Source organism: Dickeya sp. ws52, from assembly GCF_007210685.1.
GTDB lineage: Bacteria > Pseudomonadota > Gammaproteobacteria > Enterobacterales > Enterobacteriaceae > Dickeya > Dickeya chrysanthemi.
Genome location: NZ_SZVX01000006.1, coordinates 127783 through 143756 on the forward strand (window position 1 = coordinate 127783; position 15974 = coordinate 143756).

Annotated in this window: 16 protein-coding genes; 9 read left to right on the plus strand and 7 right to left on the minus strand. The window is 55.3% G+C overall.

Annotation, left to right across the window (positions count from 1 at the left end; all coding sequences use genetic code 11):
* Position 1 precedes the first annotated feature (1 nt).
* From FDP13_RS07670 to FDP13_RS07685, 4 genes are all read left to right on the plus strand, one after another.
* Positions 2-622, plus strand: a complete 621-nt coding sequence (locus tag FDP13_RS07670) for a YfgM family protein (protein ID WP_143839135.1) — start codon at positions 2-4, stop codon at positions 620-622.
* A 10-nt stretch (positions 623-632) separates the two neighbouring features.
* Positions 633-1814: an outer membrane protein assembly factor BamB gene (gene bamB, locus FDP13_RS07675; protein ID WP_012768871.1), complete on the plus strand. Its 1182-nt coding sequence runs from the start codon at positions 633-635 to the stop codon at positions 1812-1814.
* 140 nt (positions 1815-1954) lie between these two features.
* The gene (gene der / locus FDP13_RS07680; RefSeq protein ID WP_143839136.1) at positions 1955-3448 is read left to right on the plus strand and encodes a ribosome biogenesis GTPase Der; all 1494 of its coding nucleotides are present in this window, start codon (positions 1955-1957) and stop codon (positions 3446-3448) included.
* An 84-nt stretch (positions 3449-3532) separates the two neighbouring features.
* Complete coding sequence (locus tag FDP13_RS07685; RefSeq protein WP_012768873.1) at positions 3533-3811, plus strand: zinc ribbon domain-containing protein; 279 nt, start codon at positions 3533-3535, stop codon at positions 3809-3811.
* Between the two features lie 3 nt (positions 3812-3814).
* Here FDP13_RS07685 and FDP13_RS07690 read toward each other — a convergent pair whose 3' ends face one another.
* The 3 genes from FDP13_RS07690 to xseA all read right to left on the minus strand — a co-directional run bounded on the left by FDP13_RS07690 (position 3815) and on the right by xseA (position 6688).
* Positions 3815-4183 (minus strand): protealysin inhibitor emfourin, encoded by a 369-nt coding sequence (locus FDP13_RS07690; protein ID WP_012768874.1) that lies wholly within the window; start codon positions 4181-4183, stop codon positions 3815-3817.
* Complete coding sequence (locus tag FDP13_RS07695) at positions 4164-5213, minus strand: M4 family metallopeptidase (RefSeq protein WP_012768875.1); 1050 nt, start codon at positions 5211-5213, stop codon at positions 4164-4166. Before FDP13_RS07695 ends, FDP13_RS07690 begins: the two co-directional genes overlap by 20 nt.
* An 89-nt stretch (positions 5214-5302) precedes the next feature.
* Positions 5303-6688, minus strand: coding sequence for an exodeoxyribonuclease VII large subunit (gene xseA / locus FDP13_RS07700; RefSeq protein ID WP_143839137.1), 1386 nt, complete (start codon positions 6686-6688; stop codon positions 5303-5305).
* 171 nt (positions 6689-6859) lie between these two features.
* Between xseA and guaB the strand changes: the two genes are divergently transcribed.
* Together guaB and guaA are read left to right on the plus strand one after the other, a co-directional pair.
* Positions 6860-8323, plus strand: coding sequence for an IMP dehydrogenase (gene guaB, locus FDP13_RS07705; protein WP_143839138.1), 1464 nt, complete (start codon positions 6860-6862; stop codon positions 8321-8323).
* 87 nt (positions 8324-8410) lie between these two features.
* Positions 8411-9988 (plus strand): glutamine-hydrolyzing GMP synthase, encoded by a 1578-nt coding sequence (gene guaA / locus FDP13_RS07710; RefSeq protein WP_012768878.1) that lies wholly within the window; start codon positions 8411-8413, stop codon positions 9986-9988.
* 395 nt (positions 9989-10383) lie between these two features.
* Here the strand turns inward: guaA and FDP13_RS07715 are convergent, their stop codons facing one another.
* Positions 10384-11031, minus strand: coding sequence for a TetR/AcrR family transcriptional regulator (locus FDP13_RS07715; protein ID WP_033576862.1), 648 nt, complete (start codon positions 11029-11031; stop codon positions 10384-10386).
* 370 nt (positions 11032-11401) lie between these two features.
* On the opposite strand from FDP13_RS07715, the gene FDP13_RS07720 reads away from it, so the two are divergent.
* Positions 11402-12295 carry an NAD(P)/FAD-dependent oxidoreductase gene (locus tag FDP13_RS07720; protein ID WP_143839139.1) on the plus strand — a complete coding sequence of 298 codons (894 nt, stop codon included), beginning with the start codon at positions 11402-11404 and terminating at the stop codon, positions 12293-12295.
* Positions 12296-12391: 96 nt separating this feature from the next.
* The gene (locus tag FDP13_RS07725; protein WP_033576865.1) at positions 12392-12769 is read left to right on the plus strand and encodes an antibiotic biosynthesis monooxygenase; all 378 of its coding nucleotides are present in this window, start codon (positions 12392-12394) and stop codon (positions 12767-12769) included.
* A gap of 274 nt (positions 12770-13043) precedes the next feature.
* Here FDP13_RS07725 and FDP13_RS07730 read toward each other — a convergent pair whose 3' ends face one another.
* Together FDP13_RS07730 and FDP13_RS07735 are read right to left on the minus strand one after the other, a co-directional pair.
* Complete coding sequence (locus tag FDP13_RS07730) at positions 13044-13430, minus strand: thioesterase family protein (RefSeq protein WP_027711325.1); 387 nt, start codon at positions 13428-13430, stop codon at positions 13044-13046.
* A 288-nt stretch (positions 13431-13718) separates the two neighbouring features.
* Positions 13719-14132: a helix-turn-helix domain-containing protein gene (locus FDP13_RS07735; RefSeq protein ID WP_027711326.1), complete on the minus strand. Its 414-nt coding sequence runs from the start codon at positions 14130-14132 to the stop codon at positions 13719-13721.
* An 89-nt stretch (positions 14133-14221) separates the two neighbouring features.
* On the opposite strand from FDP13_RS07735, the gene FDP13_RS07740 reads away from it, so the two are divergent.
* A complete protein-coding gene (locus tag FDP13_RS07740; RefSeq protein WP_033576866.1) occupies positions 14222-15082 on the plus strand; it encodes an SDR family oxidoreductase in 861 nt (286 codons plus the stop codon).
* A gap of 136 nt (positions 15083-15218) precedes the next feature.
* Here FDP13_RS07740 and FDP13_RS07745 read toward each other — a convergent pair whose 3' ends face one another.
* On the minus strand, positions 15219-15854 hold the full coding sequence (locus FDP13_RS07745; RefSeq protein ID WP_012768917.1) for a carbonic anhydrase: 636 nt from the start codon (positions 15852-15854) through the stop codon (positions 15219-15221).
* Positions 15855-15974: the final 120 nt, after the last annotated feature.

A 15974-nucleotide genomic window follows, 5' to 3' on the forward strand; every position in this document is an offset into this window, starting at 1 on the left:
CGTGGAAGTTTATACCACTGAAAACGAACAAGTAGAGGTGATTCGCCGCTTCTTCGTCGAGAATGGCAAGGCGTTGGCTATCGGTGTTGTGCTGGGAATCGGCGCTCTGGTCGGCTGGCGTTTCTGGCAGAATCATCAGGAAAGTAGCGCGATGGCGGCTTCCGCCGCCTACCAGCAAGCCACCGAAGCATTGTCTGCCGGTACGCCGGAAGGTATCAATAGCGCCGAAAAATTTATCACCGGCGATCATGGCAATTATGGCGCATTGGCTTCGTTGGCGTTGGTGCATCAGTTCGTTGAAAAAAACGATATCGCTAAAGCCGAACAGCAGCTTCGTCAGGCGTTGGGCCAAACCAAAGACGGCGATTTGCAGGCGATGATCAACCTGCGTCTGGCTCGTGTGCTGTTGCAGCAGAAGAAGCCTGATGAGGCGTTGAAAGCGCTTGATGCTATCAAGCTGGAAGGTTGGGTGGCGATGGTGTCTGATGTCCGTGGCGATGTATTGGCCAGCAAAGGCGACACTCAGGGCGCACGCGACGCTTATAACAAAGGCATGGCAGCGAAACCCGCTCAGGGATTGCAATCTCTGTTGCGTCTCAAACTGAATAATCTGCCCAGCTAAGAGGGACTTCATGCAATTGCGTAAAACACTTTGGGTCGGACTGGTTTCCATCACGTTGCTGAGCGGCTGTTCGCTGTTCGATCGCGAGGAGGATGTCGTCAAAATGTCTCCTCTGCCGCAGGTAACTAACCAGTTTACCCCTACCAAAGTCTGGAGTCGTTCCGTTGGCGGCGGCACGGGGGAGTTTTACTCCAACCTACGCCCGACCTGGCAGGATAGCCGTGTCTATGCGGCTGATCGTCACGGTACGGTGAAAGCGCTGGATATCAATAGCGGTGAAGAGAAGTGGCGTGCCGATCTGGCGGAGAAAACCGGCCTGCTATCCAGCAATCGTCCGGCTTTGTTGTCGGGCGGTGTTTCCGTATCGGGTAACCATGTTTATGTCGGTAGCGAACGGGCGCAGCTTTTTGCTCTGAACGCTGACGACGGTTCCTTGCAGTGGCAAACCAAAGTCGCGGGTGAAGTGTTGTCGAGCCCGGCGGTCAGCGACGGCGTGGTGATTATTCACACCAGTAACGGTATGTTGCAGGCGCTCAGTGAGTCCGACGGCACCATCAAGTGGACCGTAAACCTGGATATGCCGTCGTTGTCGTTGCGCGGCGAATCGTCGCCGATAGCGGCGTTTGGGGCGGCGATTGTCGGTGGCGATAATGGCCGCGTGAGCGCGGTGATGATCAATCAGGGGCAGTTGATTTGGCAGCAGCGTATCTCCCAACCGGGCGGTGCGACGGAAATTGCTCGTCTGAACGATGTCGACACCACGCCGGTCGTGGCGGGCAACGTGGTATATGCTCTGGGTTATAATGGTAATCTGACGGCGCTGGATCTGCGTTCCGGACAGATTACCTGGAAGCGCGAAATTGGTTCGATAAACGATTTTATTGTTGATGGCGATCGTATTTATCTGGTGGATCAGGATGATCGCATCACTGCGCTGAACACCAACGGCGGTGTTGTTATCTGGCGGCAGGGCGACCTGTTGCATCGGAACCTGACGGCGCCGGCGTTGTACAATGGCTATCTGGTCGTCGGCGATGCCGAAGGCTATCTGCATTGGGTGAATACCACCGACGGTCGTTTTGTGGTTCAGCAGAAAGTGGACGGTTCCGGTCTGTTGAGTAAACCGGTGGTTGCCAGCGATAAACTGTTGGTGCAAGCCAAAGATGGCGAGGTTTACGCCTTTACTCGTTAACCGTTCCGCATGATCGGGACAGGCGGTGAATCCGTCGTCCCTATAACGGCTCCTGATGCTGTCAGGGGCCGTTTCGTCTTTTATCATCAGCAGATCTTTCTGCTGTAACGAATTGAAATATAAGCAATGAGGTTGCAACAATGATACCTGTCGTCGCGCTGGTCGGGCGCCCGAATGTGGGGAAATCCACGCTGTTTAATCGCTTAACGCGTACCCGTGACGCATTAGTGGCGGATTTCCCAGGGCTGACGCGTGACCGCAAGTATGGTCGTGCCGAGGTGGAAGGGAATGAGTTCATCATTATCGATACCGGCGGTATTGACGGTACTGAAGATGGTGTGGAAACACGCATGGCCGAACAGTCGCTATTGGCGATTGAAGAAGCGGATATCGTGTTGTTCCTGGTGGACGCCCGTGACGGCCTGATGCCGGCGGATCATGCCATTGCCCAGCATTTACGTACGCGGGAAAAAGACACGTTTCTGGTTGCCAATAAGATTGACGGTATTGATATCGATACGGGGACGGCCGATTTCTATTCGCTTGGTTTGGGTGAGGTCTATCCGATTGCGGCGTCGCATGGTCGTGGCGTGACTGCGTTGCTGGAAAAAGTGCTGTTGCCGTTTGCCGTTGAGCCGGCGCAGGAAGCGCGTGAATTAACTGAAGAAGAAGCAAACGCGGCTTACTGGGCGGAACAACTTGGCGAAGGTGATGACGACGACATTGACGGTGTCGACGGTGACGCGCCTAATCTGGAAGGATTGCCGATCAAGCTGGCTATCGTCGGCCGCCCGAATGTCGGCAAGTCAACGTTGACCAACCGTATTCTTGGGGAAGAGCGAGTGGTGGTGTTCGACATGCCGGGCACCACGCGCGACAGTATCTATATCCCGATGGAGCGTGATGGTCGCGATTACGTGTTGATCGATACCGCCGGGGTACGCAAACGCGGCAAGATTACCGATGCAGTCGAGAAGTTCTCGGTGATCAAGACGTTGCAGGCGATCGAAGACGCTAACGTGGTGCTGCTGGTGATCGATGCCCGCGAAGGGATTTCGGATCAGGATCTGTCGCTGCTGGGTTTTATCCTCAACTCCGGCCGTTCGCTGGTGATTGTGGTAAATAAGTGGGATGGGCTGTCGCAAGAAGTGAAGGAGCAGGTGAAGGAAACCCTCGATCTGCGTCTTGGATTTATCGATTTTGCCCGTATCCACTTTATTTCGGCACTGCACGGTAGCGGCGTGGGTAACCTGTTCGAATCCGTCACCGAAGCCTACGACTGTTCCACCCGCCGTGTGGGAACCGCGATGCTGACCCGCATCATGCAGATGGCGGCGGATGACCACCAGCCGCCGTTAGTGCGGGGCCGTCGTGTGAAGCTGAAATACGCTCATGCCGGGGGCTACAATCCGCCGATCGTGGTGATCCACGGTAATCAGGTCAAAGATCTGCCGGATTCCTACAAGCGCTACCTGATGAATTACTACCGGCGTTCGCTGGACGTGATGGGAACGCCGATTCGCATTCAGTTCAAAGAAGGGGAAAACCCGTTCGCCGACAAACGCAATACGCTGACGCCGAATCAGCTGCGCAAACGTAAACGCCTGATGCAGCACATCAAGAAAGGCAAGTAAGCATCGGCAGCGGTGAAATCAGTTGTTATATCGGGGCAGAAGCGATTCTGCCCCGTTTTTCATGGTGTGATCCGGAGGAGGAAGATGGACGCTTATTGTCCAGAATGTCAACAGCCGATGGTATGGCGCGGCAACGATCAGCATAACAGCGACGATCAGCACAACCGCAATGATCGACATACCAGCAATCAACAGTATTACTGCGATGCGTGTCGGCGCTATTTCCTGCGTCTGGCGCTGTGCCCGGAATGCGAACAACCATTGCAAGTGTTGCGAGCCTGTGGATCGGAAAGTTATTTGTGCGCCGGCGGTCATGGGCTGATTTCACGCACCCGCGTGACCATCCGTTACCAGCCGCAGTAACCGTCAGGATGTTTGAACGTCATCCAGCCCATTGCGCCATAAAGCCTCCAGCTCGGATGGCGCGCTCTGTTCGGGGATCAACAATACCCAGTCGGTTTGGCGGTTATCTTGCGTATTGCAGTAGTGAATGTGGATTCGGTAGTAAAACTGATCGCCGCGGCCGGGGGAGTCTGGCTGGCCGGGCTCTTGTGCTGCGGGTAAAGCATCGTGCAGTACGGCTCGAATTTTCTCTTTTTGCGAAGCGGGTACTTCCGCCAGCGTAAAACGACGCAGGCCAGCCAGCCTGGGGATCCAGGCAAAGCCGCCTTCGCGAGCCAGTTCAATGATCACATCATCCGTCAAGTCCGGCAGGTTATTCCTGTTCGTGCTCATTGAGAATTCCCGTATCAACCCCAACTTGATGCCAGGCCCGCAGTACCGCGTCGGCAACCGCTTCATTGAAGCGTCTTTTGGCGTGTTCTACGGTGAATTTGGCGAAGATGGAGAAATCTGCATTCTGCGGTAGCTCTTTGTCACACAAGGTGTCATACCAGATATGACCGGCTTTTTCCCAGGAATAGCCGCCCAGCGCCATTGCGGCCAGATAAAAAGCACGGTTGGGAATGCCGGAATTCAGATGCACGCCGCCGTTATCTTCACGGGTATTGACGAAATCCCGCATATGGGCCGGTTGCGGGTCGGTGCCCAGCAACAGATCGTCGTAAGCGGTCCCTGGGCGAGCCATAGAGCGCAAGCCTTTGCCATCGATATCTTCGGCCAGTAACCCTTCGCCAATAATCCAGTCCGCCTGTTGTACTTTCTGATTGCGGTAGTATTGTTTGACCATTGAGCCAAATACATCCGCGAGCGATTCGTTGAGTGCCCCTGACTGACGGAAATACAACAGATTGCTCTCGCTTTCTATTACGCCGTGCGACAGTTCGTGAGCAACGATATCCAGTGCGATCGTGAAGCGATTGAAGATTTTACCGTCGCCATCGCCAAATACCATCTGCTGACCGTTCCAGAATGCGTTCTGGTAATCCTTGCCGTAGTGCACGCTGCCGACTAGCGGTAATCCTTTGTTATCCAATGAATTACGACCGAAGATTTTCCAGAAGAAGTCATAGGTGATGCCCAGATAATTGTAGGCCTCTTCGGCAGTGATATCGCCGTTTCCCGGCTGGCCTTCCGCCCGAATCCGCTTACCCGGTAATGCTTGTTGGTGCTCAGCATCGTAAATGTCGCGCTGTATATTGCCTGCAGGGTGTTCCTCATGTTCGTCAGGATGAGTGACCGGAGCCACCATCAGCGATTGCACGTGCATCAGAGTGTGTTGCGCGCAACGTCGTTCTTCATCCGAACCATTGTTAATGATGCGGTGCAGAATGTAGGGCGGAATGATGCTACGAGCGGATTGCATACTTCATCTCCTTATGCCTGGCAGTATGGTGCAACATATTATCAACATTGATCTACCACAGTTACGACACGATAAGTATAGCCTAACCATTAAATATTTTTTGTCTGGCGTTTGGTGCGTGATTTAGTAGATTCTTTTTTTATTTCAGTTACCTGACTCTCGACCCAGCCATCCTGCAACCGGGTTTTCAGGATATCGCCCTTGGTAATCTGAGCGGTTTGTTTCATGACCTTGCCATCCGGGGCGGTGGTAACACTGTAGCCGCGGGCCAGCGTAGCCAATGGGCTGACCGCTTCGAGATGAGAACAGGCTTCGCCAAATCGCTGTTTATGCTGATTAAGTTGTTTTTCCAGCGCGTGTTGTATGCGATAGCGTAATTGTTGTACCTGTTGTTGCGCCCGGTGCAGCCGTGATTGCGGCTGATGTTGTTGCAGCCGCTGGACGAGGCGTTCCTGACGGCGCATCCGCAAGCGCAGTTGCAACTGGATGGCTTCATCCAGACGTTGGCGCAGACGAATCAACTGGGTTTGCTGGCGGGCCAGACGCAGTTGCGGGTGTTGCTGATGCAGCCGATGCTGCAGCCTGACGAATTGCTGCTGGCGATGCGCCAGATAATAGTCCATCGCCATTTCCAGCCGCTGGCGTTGGGATTGAATTTGCCGCAGCAACTCCATTTGGTTACGGCTAACCAGTTCCGCTGCAGCGGAAGGCGTCGGCGCTCGCAGGTCCGCCACAAAATCGGCGATAGTGACATCGGTTTCGTGACCGACTGCGCTGACAATCGGGATACGGCTGGCAAAAATAGCCCGAGCCACCCGTTCATCGTTGAAACTCCACAGGTCTTCCAGCGAGCCGCCGCCGCGGCCGACGATCAGCACATCACACTCTTCGCGCAGATTAGCCAGTTCAATGGCCCGCACAATCTGACCCGGTGCATCCACGCCTTGCACCGCCGTCGGGTAGATAACCACAGGCAGGGACGGATCACGGCGTTGCAGGATATGCAAAATATCATGCAGCGCGGCGCCGCTGGCTGAAGTAATGACGCCAACCTGACGCGCCGGCTTGGGCAGCGATTGCTTATATTGCTGGTCGAATAATCCTTCCGCTGACAGGCGCTGTTTCAACTGCTCGAACTGTTGTTGCAGCAGGCCATCGCCTGCCGGGTGCATACTTTCCGCCAGCAACTGGTAATCGCCACGCGGTTCATACAACGTAATGGTGGCGCGAATCAGCACTTGCTGGCCGTTTTGCGGCCGAAAGGTAACGCGCCGGTTGCTGGTGCGGAACATGGCGCATCGCACCTGAGCGCGTTCATCTTTTAGCGTGAAATACCAATGGCCGGAGGAGGGCTGAGAGAAATTGGAGATTTCGCCGGAAAGCCAAACCTGGCCCATTTCACCTTCCAGCAACTGTTTTACCGTCTGATTCAGGCGGCTGACGGTAAATATGGCGGATGACGGCAATGAAGACATTGTGACCCGGATCAAAGAGTAAAACAGAGAGTGAATCTATCAATACTACCGGGCGATGTGCTGTTCGCAAGCATTTTTATAAAAAAATGCTGGAGGCAATCGATTTCGGCCTGTATAATGCCGCGGCAATATTTTATCTAATTCCCATCCTAATTCCGGTGAGATATTGCCATGCTACGTATCGCTAAAGAAGCTTTGACCTTCGATGATGTTCTTCTCGTCCCTGCCCATTCTACCGTTCTGCCCAACACGGCCGATCTGGGTACTCAACTGACTAAACGTATCCGTTTAAACATTCCTATGCTGTCCGCCGCGATGGATACCGTGACCGAATCCGGGCTGGCGATCGCGCTGGCGCAGGAAGGCGGTATCGGTTTCATTCATAAGAACATGCCCATTGAGCGTCAGGCGGAAGAAGTCAGCCGCGTGAAGCGCCATGAAAGCGGCGTGGTGGTTGACCCGCAGACGGTAACGCCGGAAACAACGCTGCGTGAAGTGAAAGCGCTCACCGAACGTAACGGTTTCGCCGGTTACCCGGTGGTTACGACGGGCAATGAGCTGGTCGGCATCATTACCGGCCGCGACGTCCGTTTCGTCACCGATCTGGACCGCCCGGTCAGCGCGGTAATGACCCCGAAAGAACGTCTGGTGACGGTCAAAGAAGGTGAAGCCCGCGACGTAGTGCTGCAAAAAATGCATGAGCGCCGCATTGAAAAAGCGCTGGTGGTGGATGAGCAGTTCCGTCTGGTCGGGATGATCACGGTAAAAGATTTCCAGAAAGCCGAGCGTAAGCCGAACGCCTGTAAAGACGAACACGGCCGTCTGCGCGTGGGCGCGGCAGTAGGCGCCGGCGCGGGTAACGAAGAGCGTATCGACGCACTGGTCGCTGCCGGTGTCGATGTATTGCTGATTGACTCCTCCCACGGCCACTCTGAAGGCGTGTTGCAGCGTATTCGCGAAACCCGCGCCAAATATCCGGATTTGCAGATCATCGGCGGTAACGTAGCGACTGGCGCCGGTGCGCGCGCACTGGCCGAAGCCGGCGTCAGTGCGGTGAAAGTGGGGATTGGCCCGGGTTCTATTTGTACGACTCGTATCGTAACCGGTGTGGGTGTACCGCAGATTACGGCGATTGCCGATGCAGTCGACGCGCTGGAAGGCACCGGCATTCCGGTGATTGCCGACGGCGGCATCCGTTTCTCCGGCGACATCGCCAAAGCGATCGCAGCAGGCGCTGCCTGCGTGATGGTCGGTTCCATGCTGGCCGGTACGGAAGAATCGCCGGGCGAGATCGAACTGTATCAGGGCCGTGCGTTCAAATCTTACCGTGGTATGGGGTCACTGGGCGCGATGTCCAAAGGTTCGTCCGACCGTTATTTCCAGTCTGACAATGCGGCCGACAAACTGGTGCCGGAAGGTATCGAAGGTCGCGTGGCTTATAAAGGCCGCCTGAAAGAGATAGTGCACCAGCAGATGGGCGGCCTGCGCTCCTGTATGGGTTTGACCGGTTGCCCGACTATTGATGCGCTGCGCACCAAAGCCGAATTTGTGCGTATCAGCGGCGCCGGTATTCAGGAAAGCCATGTCCATGATGTGACCATCACCAAAGAGTCGCCGAACTATCGCATGGGCTAAGCGCGTTAACGGCTGATTTACTGTTACGAACCCGGTAAACTTACCGGGTTCAATTTTTCTTTCGCTCCGTAGTGGAATACGCCTCTCATGACAGAAAACATTCATCAACATCGCATTCTTATTCTGGATTTCGGCTCGCAATACACGCAACTGGTGGCACGTCGCGTACGTGAACTGGGCGTATACTGCGAACTGTGGGCATGGGATGTCACCGAAGCGCAAATTCGCGAGTTCAACCCGAATGGCATCATCCTTTCCGGCGGCCCGGAAAGTACCACCGAGTTTAATAGCCCGCGTGCGCCGGAGTATGTTTTCCAGGCTGGTGTACCGGTACTGGGCGTCTGTTATGGTATGCAGACCATGGCGATGCAGTTGGGCGGTAAAGTGGAAGGCTCCAGCGAGCGTGAGTTCGGTTATGCGCAGGTGGAGGTCAAGACCAACAGCGCGCTGGTCCGCGATATTCAGGATGCCGTCAGCGCCAGTGGTGCTCCGCTGTTAGACGTATGGATGAGCCACGGCGATAAAGTGACTGCCATCCCGGCGGATTTCGTGACCGTTGCCAGTACCGATACTTGCCCGTACGCCATCATGGCGAACGAAGAAAAACGCTTCTACGGCGTGCAGTTCCACCCGGAAGTGACCCACACTCGTCAGGGCCAGCGTATGCTGGAACGTTTTGTCCGTGATATTTGCCAGTGTGAAGCACTGTGGACCCCGGCCAAAATCATCGACGACGCGGTTGAACGTATGCGCGTGCAGATAGGTAAGGATAAGGTGATTCTTGGCCTGTCCGGCGGGGTCGACTCTTCGGTGACGGCGTTGCTGTTGCACCGTGCCATTGGCGATCGCCTGACCTGTGTGTTTGTGGACAACGGTCTGCTGCGCCTGAACGAAGCCGAGCAGGTGATGGAGATGTTCGGCGACCAGTTCGGCCTGAACATCGTACATGTTCAGGCGGAAAACCGTTTCCTGTCGGCGCTGGCGGGTATTGATGACCCGGAAGCCAAGCGTAAAACCATCGGCCGCGTCTTCGTTGAGGTATTTGATGAAGAAGCCGGCAAGCTGACCGATGTGAAATGGCTGGCGCAAGGCACCATTTACCCGGACGTGATCGAATCCGCCGCTTCCGCTACCGGCAAAGCGCACGTCATCAAATCGCACCATAACGTCGGCGGTTTGCCGGACGACATGGCGCTGGGGTTGGTTGAGCCGCTGAAAGAGCTGTTCAAAGACGAAGTGCGCAAGATTGGTCTGGAATTGGGCCTGCCGTACAACATGCTGTATCGTCATCCGTTCCCAGGGCCGGGTCTGGGTGTGCGTGTACTGGGCGAAGTGAAAAAAGAGTATTGTGATTTACTGCGTCGCGCCGATGCTATCTTCATTGAAGAACTGCACAAAGCAGAGCTGTACGATAAAGTCAGCCAGGCGTTCACGGTGTTCCTGCCGGTACGCTCCGTCGGCGTGATGGGCGATGGCCGCAAATACGATTGGGTTGTGTCGCTGCGTGCAGTCGAAACCATCGACTTTATGACTGCGCACTGGGCGCACCTGCCGTATGAGTTCCTTGGTCGCGTTTCCAACCGCATTATCAACGAAGTCGACGGCATTTCCCGCGTGGTGTACGACGTCTCGGGCAAGCCGCCGGCAACGATCGAGTGGGAATAAGTTTTTAGCATCCACTGACATCCGCTAACGTCTAAAATCGCCAGCAAAATCATAGGATTTACTGGCGATTTTTTGTTTTCTGACGGCTATCGACTCCCACTTTGTTCCAGCCATTTTTACTGTGAAAAAATAACGGTAAAAACAGAGCGGACAGAAGGGGGCAGCCCCTAACTGAGAGTTCAAGCTCCAACAACGGGTTGCGTGTCAACAGCATCACATTCTCTCTGTCCATGAGTGCCCTTGACTGGCCTGATTATCGGCGTCCGTCATACACCGTGGACTCATGTGACCGAGTTTGCACATGTCCAGATTATCTTTACGCTTGAAACCTACGTCTTTCATGCAATAGCAGCGCATTAGCCTCACATCGATTGGCAATGCGTCTGCTACTTATCTTATCCGCCCGAGTGATTGTTGCCACCGTGGGCAGCGATGAACATCTCGACGGCCGACCGGCAGTAGGATTCGATTTCGTTGTCGCCCTCTACTCTCGCCTCATCGAACAGGGCGATTGTCAGGAGGTCGGATCCTTTGATAATCGCACCAAACAAGCGGGCGGACCGGAGAGGATCAGGCACGTTCAGCAGCGCTTTCGCGTGCAACTGACGCAACAGGGCCTCGATCTGGGCGATGACATAGGCGGCGCCGGCTTCGTAATGGAGCTTGCTTAACGACTTTTGATTCGTCTTGTCGGCCATGATCATGGCTTCGACACTGCGGACTTCCGGGCTCAACAGCGTGCGAAGCAGGGATGATCCCACCGCGATGAGCTGATCTTCGGCCGAACCGCCGACGCTTTCAATAAGGGTCAGTGGTGCAAATTGATGGCAGTGAGCCGCGATGGCTGCGCTGAACAGCGCCTCCTTGTTCTCGAAGTGCCGATAGATGCTTAGCTTGGATATCTTCGCCCGTTGGGCGACCTTGTCCATTGTCGTCGCTTGAAAACCCAGTTCCACAAAGAGTTCGCTCGCGGCGTCGACTATCGTTTGGCCGAGCGCCTCGTTGGCGGGCCGGCCGCGCCGCCCCTGCTTTTTTTCGGTCATGTTAATTCCAGTACTTGACAGTATCTTAATTTCTTAATTATGATACCGCATAGTATCTAAAATGTGCAAGCCGATGAGTGCCAATGAGTAGGTTTCAACATGTTCTTCAAGCACGTTTCCACGGCCTACCCGGCGATATTGAAGGCAGCGTTGTCCTGTTGGTTAACGCAGTGATGGTAACTCGCCGATGCCGAAGCCCTGCTCGCGGCGTGTATCGCATGACGATAACGCGCCGGCCTACTAAACAAGGAGATTTCCATGAAACGACGATCCTTATTGAAGCTGGCCGTGCTGCCCACCAGCGGCTTCGCCCATGCACAGTCCACCACTAAGCCCAGCACCTTCCATCAATAATACGGAACCCATTACCATGAATGACGTTATCATCATCGGCGGCAGCTTCGCCGGCCTCGCCGCCGCGCTGCAACTCGGCCGTGCCCGCCGCAAGGTCACCGTTCTCGATACCGGCCTGCCGCGCAATCGCTTCGCGGATCGCTCGCATGGCGTGCTCGGCCATGACCACAAGCTGCCGCAGGACATCCTGACCGAGGCTCGGCAGCAACTGACGCGCTATCCCACGATCAAACTGGTGAGTGCCCGGGCCGAGAGCGTCTCCGGCGCCATCGACGATTTCTCTGTCCTCACCAGTGATGGTGAAAGCCTCAAGGCGCGCCGCCTGATACTGAGCTATGGCGTCGCCGACCAGATTCCCGCTGTTCCGGGCTTTGCCGAAGGCTGGGGTTCGAGCATCGTGCCTTGTCCCTATTGCGACGGCTTTGAAGTCGCCGGCCGGCATTGGGGCCTCATCTGGTCCGGCCCAATGTCGCACAACTACGTCAGGCTGTACCACGACTGGACCGACACGCTGACGGTCTTTGCCGATGGTCATGACATTCCAGCCGATATCCGGGTGGATCTGGCGCACCGCGGCATTCCCGTCATCGATGGACGGATCACCGAAATCGACTATGACGTGAGTCATAACGCCACCATCAGGCTCGATGTCGCACCCCCTGTCGCGGTCGACATCCTGTTCGCGCATCCGCGCAACAAGCCGTCTGCACGCTTGCACGAATCGCTGGGCCTCGCCACGGTCGATACGCCCCAGGGTATTGCCCTCAAGGTCGACGAGCACCGTGAAACCAGTATGCCCGGCATTTACGCCGCGGGCGACCTCGCCAACCCCTCCATGCATTCGGTCACCACGGCGGCATGGCAAGGCGCCATGGCGGGGATCTTCGCCCAGCAGTCGATGCTGGTTTGAGAGCACTGATTACCTTCTCCGGTTAGCAGGCTTCTGAAGCCTGCTAACCGCATCGATCACCCCAGTTTCGATTTCACCATAGATGGGAGTACTACCATGGAAGTTTTAAAGAAATTCAAGCCGCTAGACGATGAATTCCCGCTTGAGCGCCAACTGGGTATCTCGGCCGCGCCAATCGTACTCATCAACATATTCACGGTCGGTTCCGCCGACGAAGCGGGCTTTCTGGATGCCTTTACGGCGGCTGCCGGAATCCTGACGAAGCAGCCGGGCTACATTTCCACCCAACTGCACCGGGCGATCGGCGATAGCCCGATCTTCCTGAACTATGTGGAGTGGGAGTCCACTGAGACGCTCCGCGATGCCTTCTCTCGTCCCGAGTTCATGGCGAAGGTTTCGGCCTATCCGCCATCCGTTTCAGCCACGCCGCACCTGTTTCAGAAGATAGCCGTCCCCGGCTTTTGCACGGCCTGACGCCAGGTACGCGCCGCACATCCATCCCTTCGCTGCATGGAGCGGAACCTTTATTCCGGTTTCTTTGAAGCTGTATCGCTCGCGCGTCGCCGGTAACAGGCCGCCTGCGTTTCAGCCACGGTCTTAGCGAGCGGTCGGTGATGATCAAGGGGGAGGCGTGGATAGTCATGGCTCGCCATCCGGCGCGCTGACAAGAATTAACCGGGGAGACATCCGGTTCGGCTGTTTGTACCTCGATGCACCCGTTCCGGCGGCATGGAGGTACTATGCGGCTTTACAGCGCTAGCGCATTGGTCACGGCTTCTGGCATGGAAGGGCGGCCATTGATCAGGCAAGTCGCCACAAATGTGGCTTCTGCGTAAGTGATGCCGTCAACTTTTATCTGTTGAACGAAGTTAACGCGATTGCGTTTTTCGTTTTTTTCTACCTGACAGGTAACCTCTAACCGATCGCCTTTTTGCAGGCTTTTACGAAAGCGCAGGGAGTATTCAAGCACCATATAGACTTTCCCTTGCTTAAACTCTTCTTCAATATCAATGCCTAACGCTTCTCTCATGAACGCATGGCGCGTCCATTCCATATAGAACGGGTAGTAGAGACCGTCGACCACGCCCTGGAAATCGATATGGCTATCCTCGACGTCATAGTGTTTTGAAAACATGTTTGCATCCTATCCGATTGTTACGTTACTAAATCCATTGGTATCTATCACTCAACCGGTATGGTAAAGGCGAAAAGGTATCAGCACCATAAAAAAACAAGGGGTTGAATGGTCACTTCATGAGCAGTCGTCATCCAGCCGCTGTGTCTGTATCTATTTTCTCACGGGTTAGTCGCCCATTCCCGCGTCAGCCAGTCCATCACGCTGTGTTCGCGCGGTTAGACTAAATGTAGGGGGCGTGAAAACGCCGGTTCCGTGTGATAGCTGGTGCCGGCTCGCTCAGCGTCTTCATGGCCCTTTTTTGCTTATACCGCTGAGTGGGCAGGTTGGCGCTTGTTGATGTCGGAGGCGGTCTGTTTCTCCCTCGCTCTCCTCTTCTGCGATCACCTCATCAGGCACCAGATCGCCCCATGTCCGCATGGCTTCCAGAACATCTCGCAGCCTTTCGCCCAGCGGGGTGAGTGCATAGACAACGCGAGGCGGCGTTTCGGCGTACGCGGTTCGTGTGACCAGCCCATGACGTTCAAAGCGTTTTAGCCGATGCGTTAAGGTATGCGCACTAATACCGGGAAGCGCATCGCGTAATTCGGTGAATCGCCTGGGGCCGGGCAGCAGTTCACGGATGATCAACGTAGCCCACGGCCCGTCCAGCAGGACCAGAAAGCGTGCGACGCCACAGCACGGCACTTTTTTTTCATTCATCGTGAAATATTCCCAATAGTGCATTTGACGTAACCAGTTTAATCAAAGCACCATTAAAACTCCATTAATTGCACTATTGAGGATGTTCGATGACTTTTGTGATCCATGGCGCTACCGGTGCTCAGGGCGCCCCGTTATTCAATCGTTTACACCGCTCAGGTAAACCCGCGGTCGCTGCCGTACGTAACACCGCGGCAGTTAAAGATAGGCCCGCTCTTGCCGTCGATAATGCTGTGGTCGCATCGCTGGTGGCGGCTTATCGGGATGCCGAAGGGGTATTCTTTCATCTGCCGCTGGCTTCAGAGGCCGAGCGTACTCAATACGCACACAACTTCGCCCAGGCGATAGCCCAGGCCAAACCGAAGCGAGTGGTTCTTTCCACCAGCGGCTATATTGCCGATGAACCGCTGGACGCGATGCCGGCAGAGTCAGACAGTGCGGTAGCGACCCTCATCAGAGAAGTGGCGAAGACCGGCGTCTCTTTTGCCGTGATTGCGCCGCATCTTTATCTGGAAAACCTTCTGCTGCCGATGGTGCTCGAATCCGTCAAGTCCGAGGGGATTCTGCGTTATCCGTTGAGGGCTGACTACCCTGTGTCATGGAGTTCCCATTTAGATATTGCCGAGGCGGCCGAGCGGTTGTTAACCGACGCATCGGTCACCGGCGTGGTCGGGGTGGGGGCATTGCCCGGTCTGACCGGTATCGACCTGGCGAATGGTTTTTCGCAGCATTTTGGCCGGGAGGTAAAATTCGAGGGCATCAGCCCCGAAGCATTCGGTGAGTTGTTGCTGCCCTGGATCGGTGCAGACGCTGCGGCCGGCGTAGTCGCCGGATATCAGGCTAAGGCGCGTACATCCGGCAGTGTTATCCAGCAGGCGACAAGCGGGCAGAAACTGCTGGGTTTGACGCCGCGTTCAGTACAACAGTGGCTGGCGGATGTCTCTGCCTGATGGCGCAATGATGGATAAAGGTAACGCCTGTGCGGTTCGGCCATGAACGGCCGCTCAGGGTAGCGTACGGTTATTGGTAGTGCGCGTTTACGGCCCTGCCGCCGATAGGGCAGGGCCGTATGTTGACCAGGAAGGATTACTCGAAATAAACCTGTGGGTTCTCAGCCAGTGAGACGAACGTTTTGCTGTTTTTATCCAGCGCGCGTATCGCTCCGCTTTCAATGTCGTATACCCAGCCGTGCAGGCGCAATGCGTTATCACGCAACCCGACGGCGACGGAAGGATGTGTTTTGATGTTGTTCAACTGGGCGATGACGTTCTCTTCCACCATGGCGTTGACTTTATCGGTTTCATTATCCCAGCATTTTTTCTCTACGACGGCTTTCGCCGCATCGGAATAACGTAACCAGTGCGCGACTGCCGGCATCGGATCGAGGCACTGGCAGGAAGCAATGGCTTTCATCGCCCCACAGTTGGAATGGCCACAGATGACGATATCGGTCACGCCCAGCGCGACGACCGCGTATTCAATGGTAGCGGAAACCCCGCCGGGCTCCGGGCCGAAAGAGGGCACGATATTGCCGGCATTGCGGATAACAAACAACTGCCCGGGTTCCTGCTGAGTGATAAGTTCCGGCACCAGACGGCTGTCTGAGCAGGAAATGAACAACGCTTTAGGATTCTGGCTGGATGCCAGGCTGCGGAAGAGTTCCTTACGTTGAGGAAATATCTCTTTTTGAAAGCTGAGGAAACCCTCAATGATATGTTGCATAGCACGTTCTCTTTTTTGGCAGTGATCACGACATCATATACCCGTCATGTTTCAAATTGCAGGTGCTGTTGACGGTGTTAATGGATGGATTGCAGAGTCTTGCGACATCAGCGGCAGCGC

Coding starts and splice junctions, on each gene's coding strand:
- bamB (WP_012768871.1), top strand. CDS start 633: ATGCAATTGCGTAAAACACTTTGGGTCGGACTGGTTTCCATCACGTTG.
- der (WP_143839136.1), top strand. CDS start 1,955: ATGATACCTGTCGTCGCGCTGGTCGGGCGCCCGAATGTGGGGAAATCC.
- FDP13_RS07685 (WP_012768873.1), top strand. CDS start 3,533: ATGGACGCTTATTGTCCAGAATGTCAACAGCCGATGGTATGGCGCGGC.
- FDP13_RS07690 (WP_012768874.1), bottom strand. CDS start 4,183: ATGAGCACGAACAGGAATAACCTGCCGGACTTGACGGATGATGTGATC.
- FDP13_RS07695 (WP_012768875.1), bottom strand. CDS start 5,213: ATGCAATCCGCTCGTAGCATCATTCCGCCCTACATTCTGCACCGCATC.
- xseA (WP_143839137.1), bottom strand. CDS start 6,688: ATGTCTTCATTGCCGTCATCCGCCATATTTACCGTCAGCCGCCTGAAT.
- guaB (WP_143839138.1), top strand. CDS start 6,860: ATGCTACGTATCGCTAAAGAAGCTTTGACCTTCGATGATGTTCTTCTC.
- guaA (WP_012768878.1), top strand. CDS start 8,411: ATGACAGAAAACATTCATCAACATCGCATTCTTATTCTGGATTTCGGC.
- FDP13_RS07715 (WP_033576862.1), bottom strand. CDS start 11,031: ATGACCGAAAAAAAGCAGGGGCGGCGCGGCCGGCCCGCCAACGAGGCG.
- FDP13_RS07720 (WP_143839139.1), top strand. CDS start 11,402: ATGAATGACGTTATCATCATCGGCGGCAGCTTCGCCGGCCTCGCCGCC.
- FDP13_RS07725 (WP_033576865.1), top strand. CDS start 12,392: ATGGAAGTTTTAAAGAAATTCAAGCCGCTAGACGATGAATTCCCGCTT.
- FDP13_RS07730 (WP_027711325.1), bottom strand. CDS start 13,430: ATGTTTTCAAAACACTATGACGTCGAGGATAGCCATATCGATTTCCAG.
- FDP13_RS07735 (WP_027711326.1), bottom strand. CDS start 14,132: ATGAATGAAAAAAAAGTGCCGTGCTGTGGCGTCGCACGCTTTCTGGTC.
- FDP13_RS07740 (WP_033576866.1), top strand. CDS start 14,222: ATGACTTTTGTGATCCATGGCGCTACCGGTGCTCAGGGCGCCCCGTTA.
- FDP13_RS07745 (WP_012768917.1), bottom strand. CDS start 15,854: ATGCAACATATCATTGAGGGTTTCCTCAGCTTTCAAAAAGAGATATTT.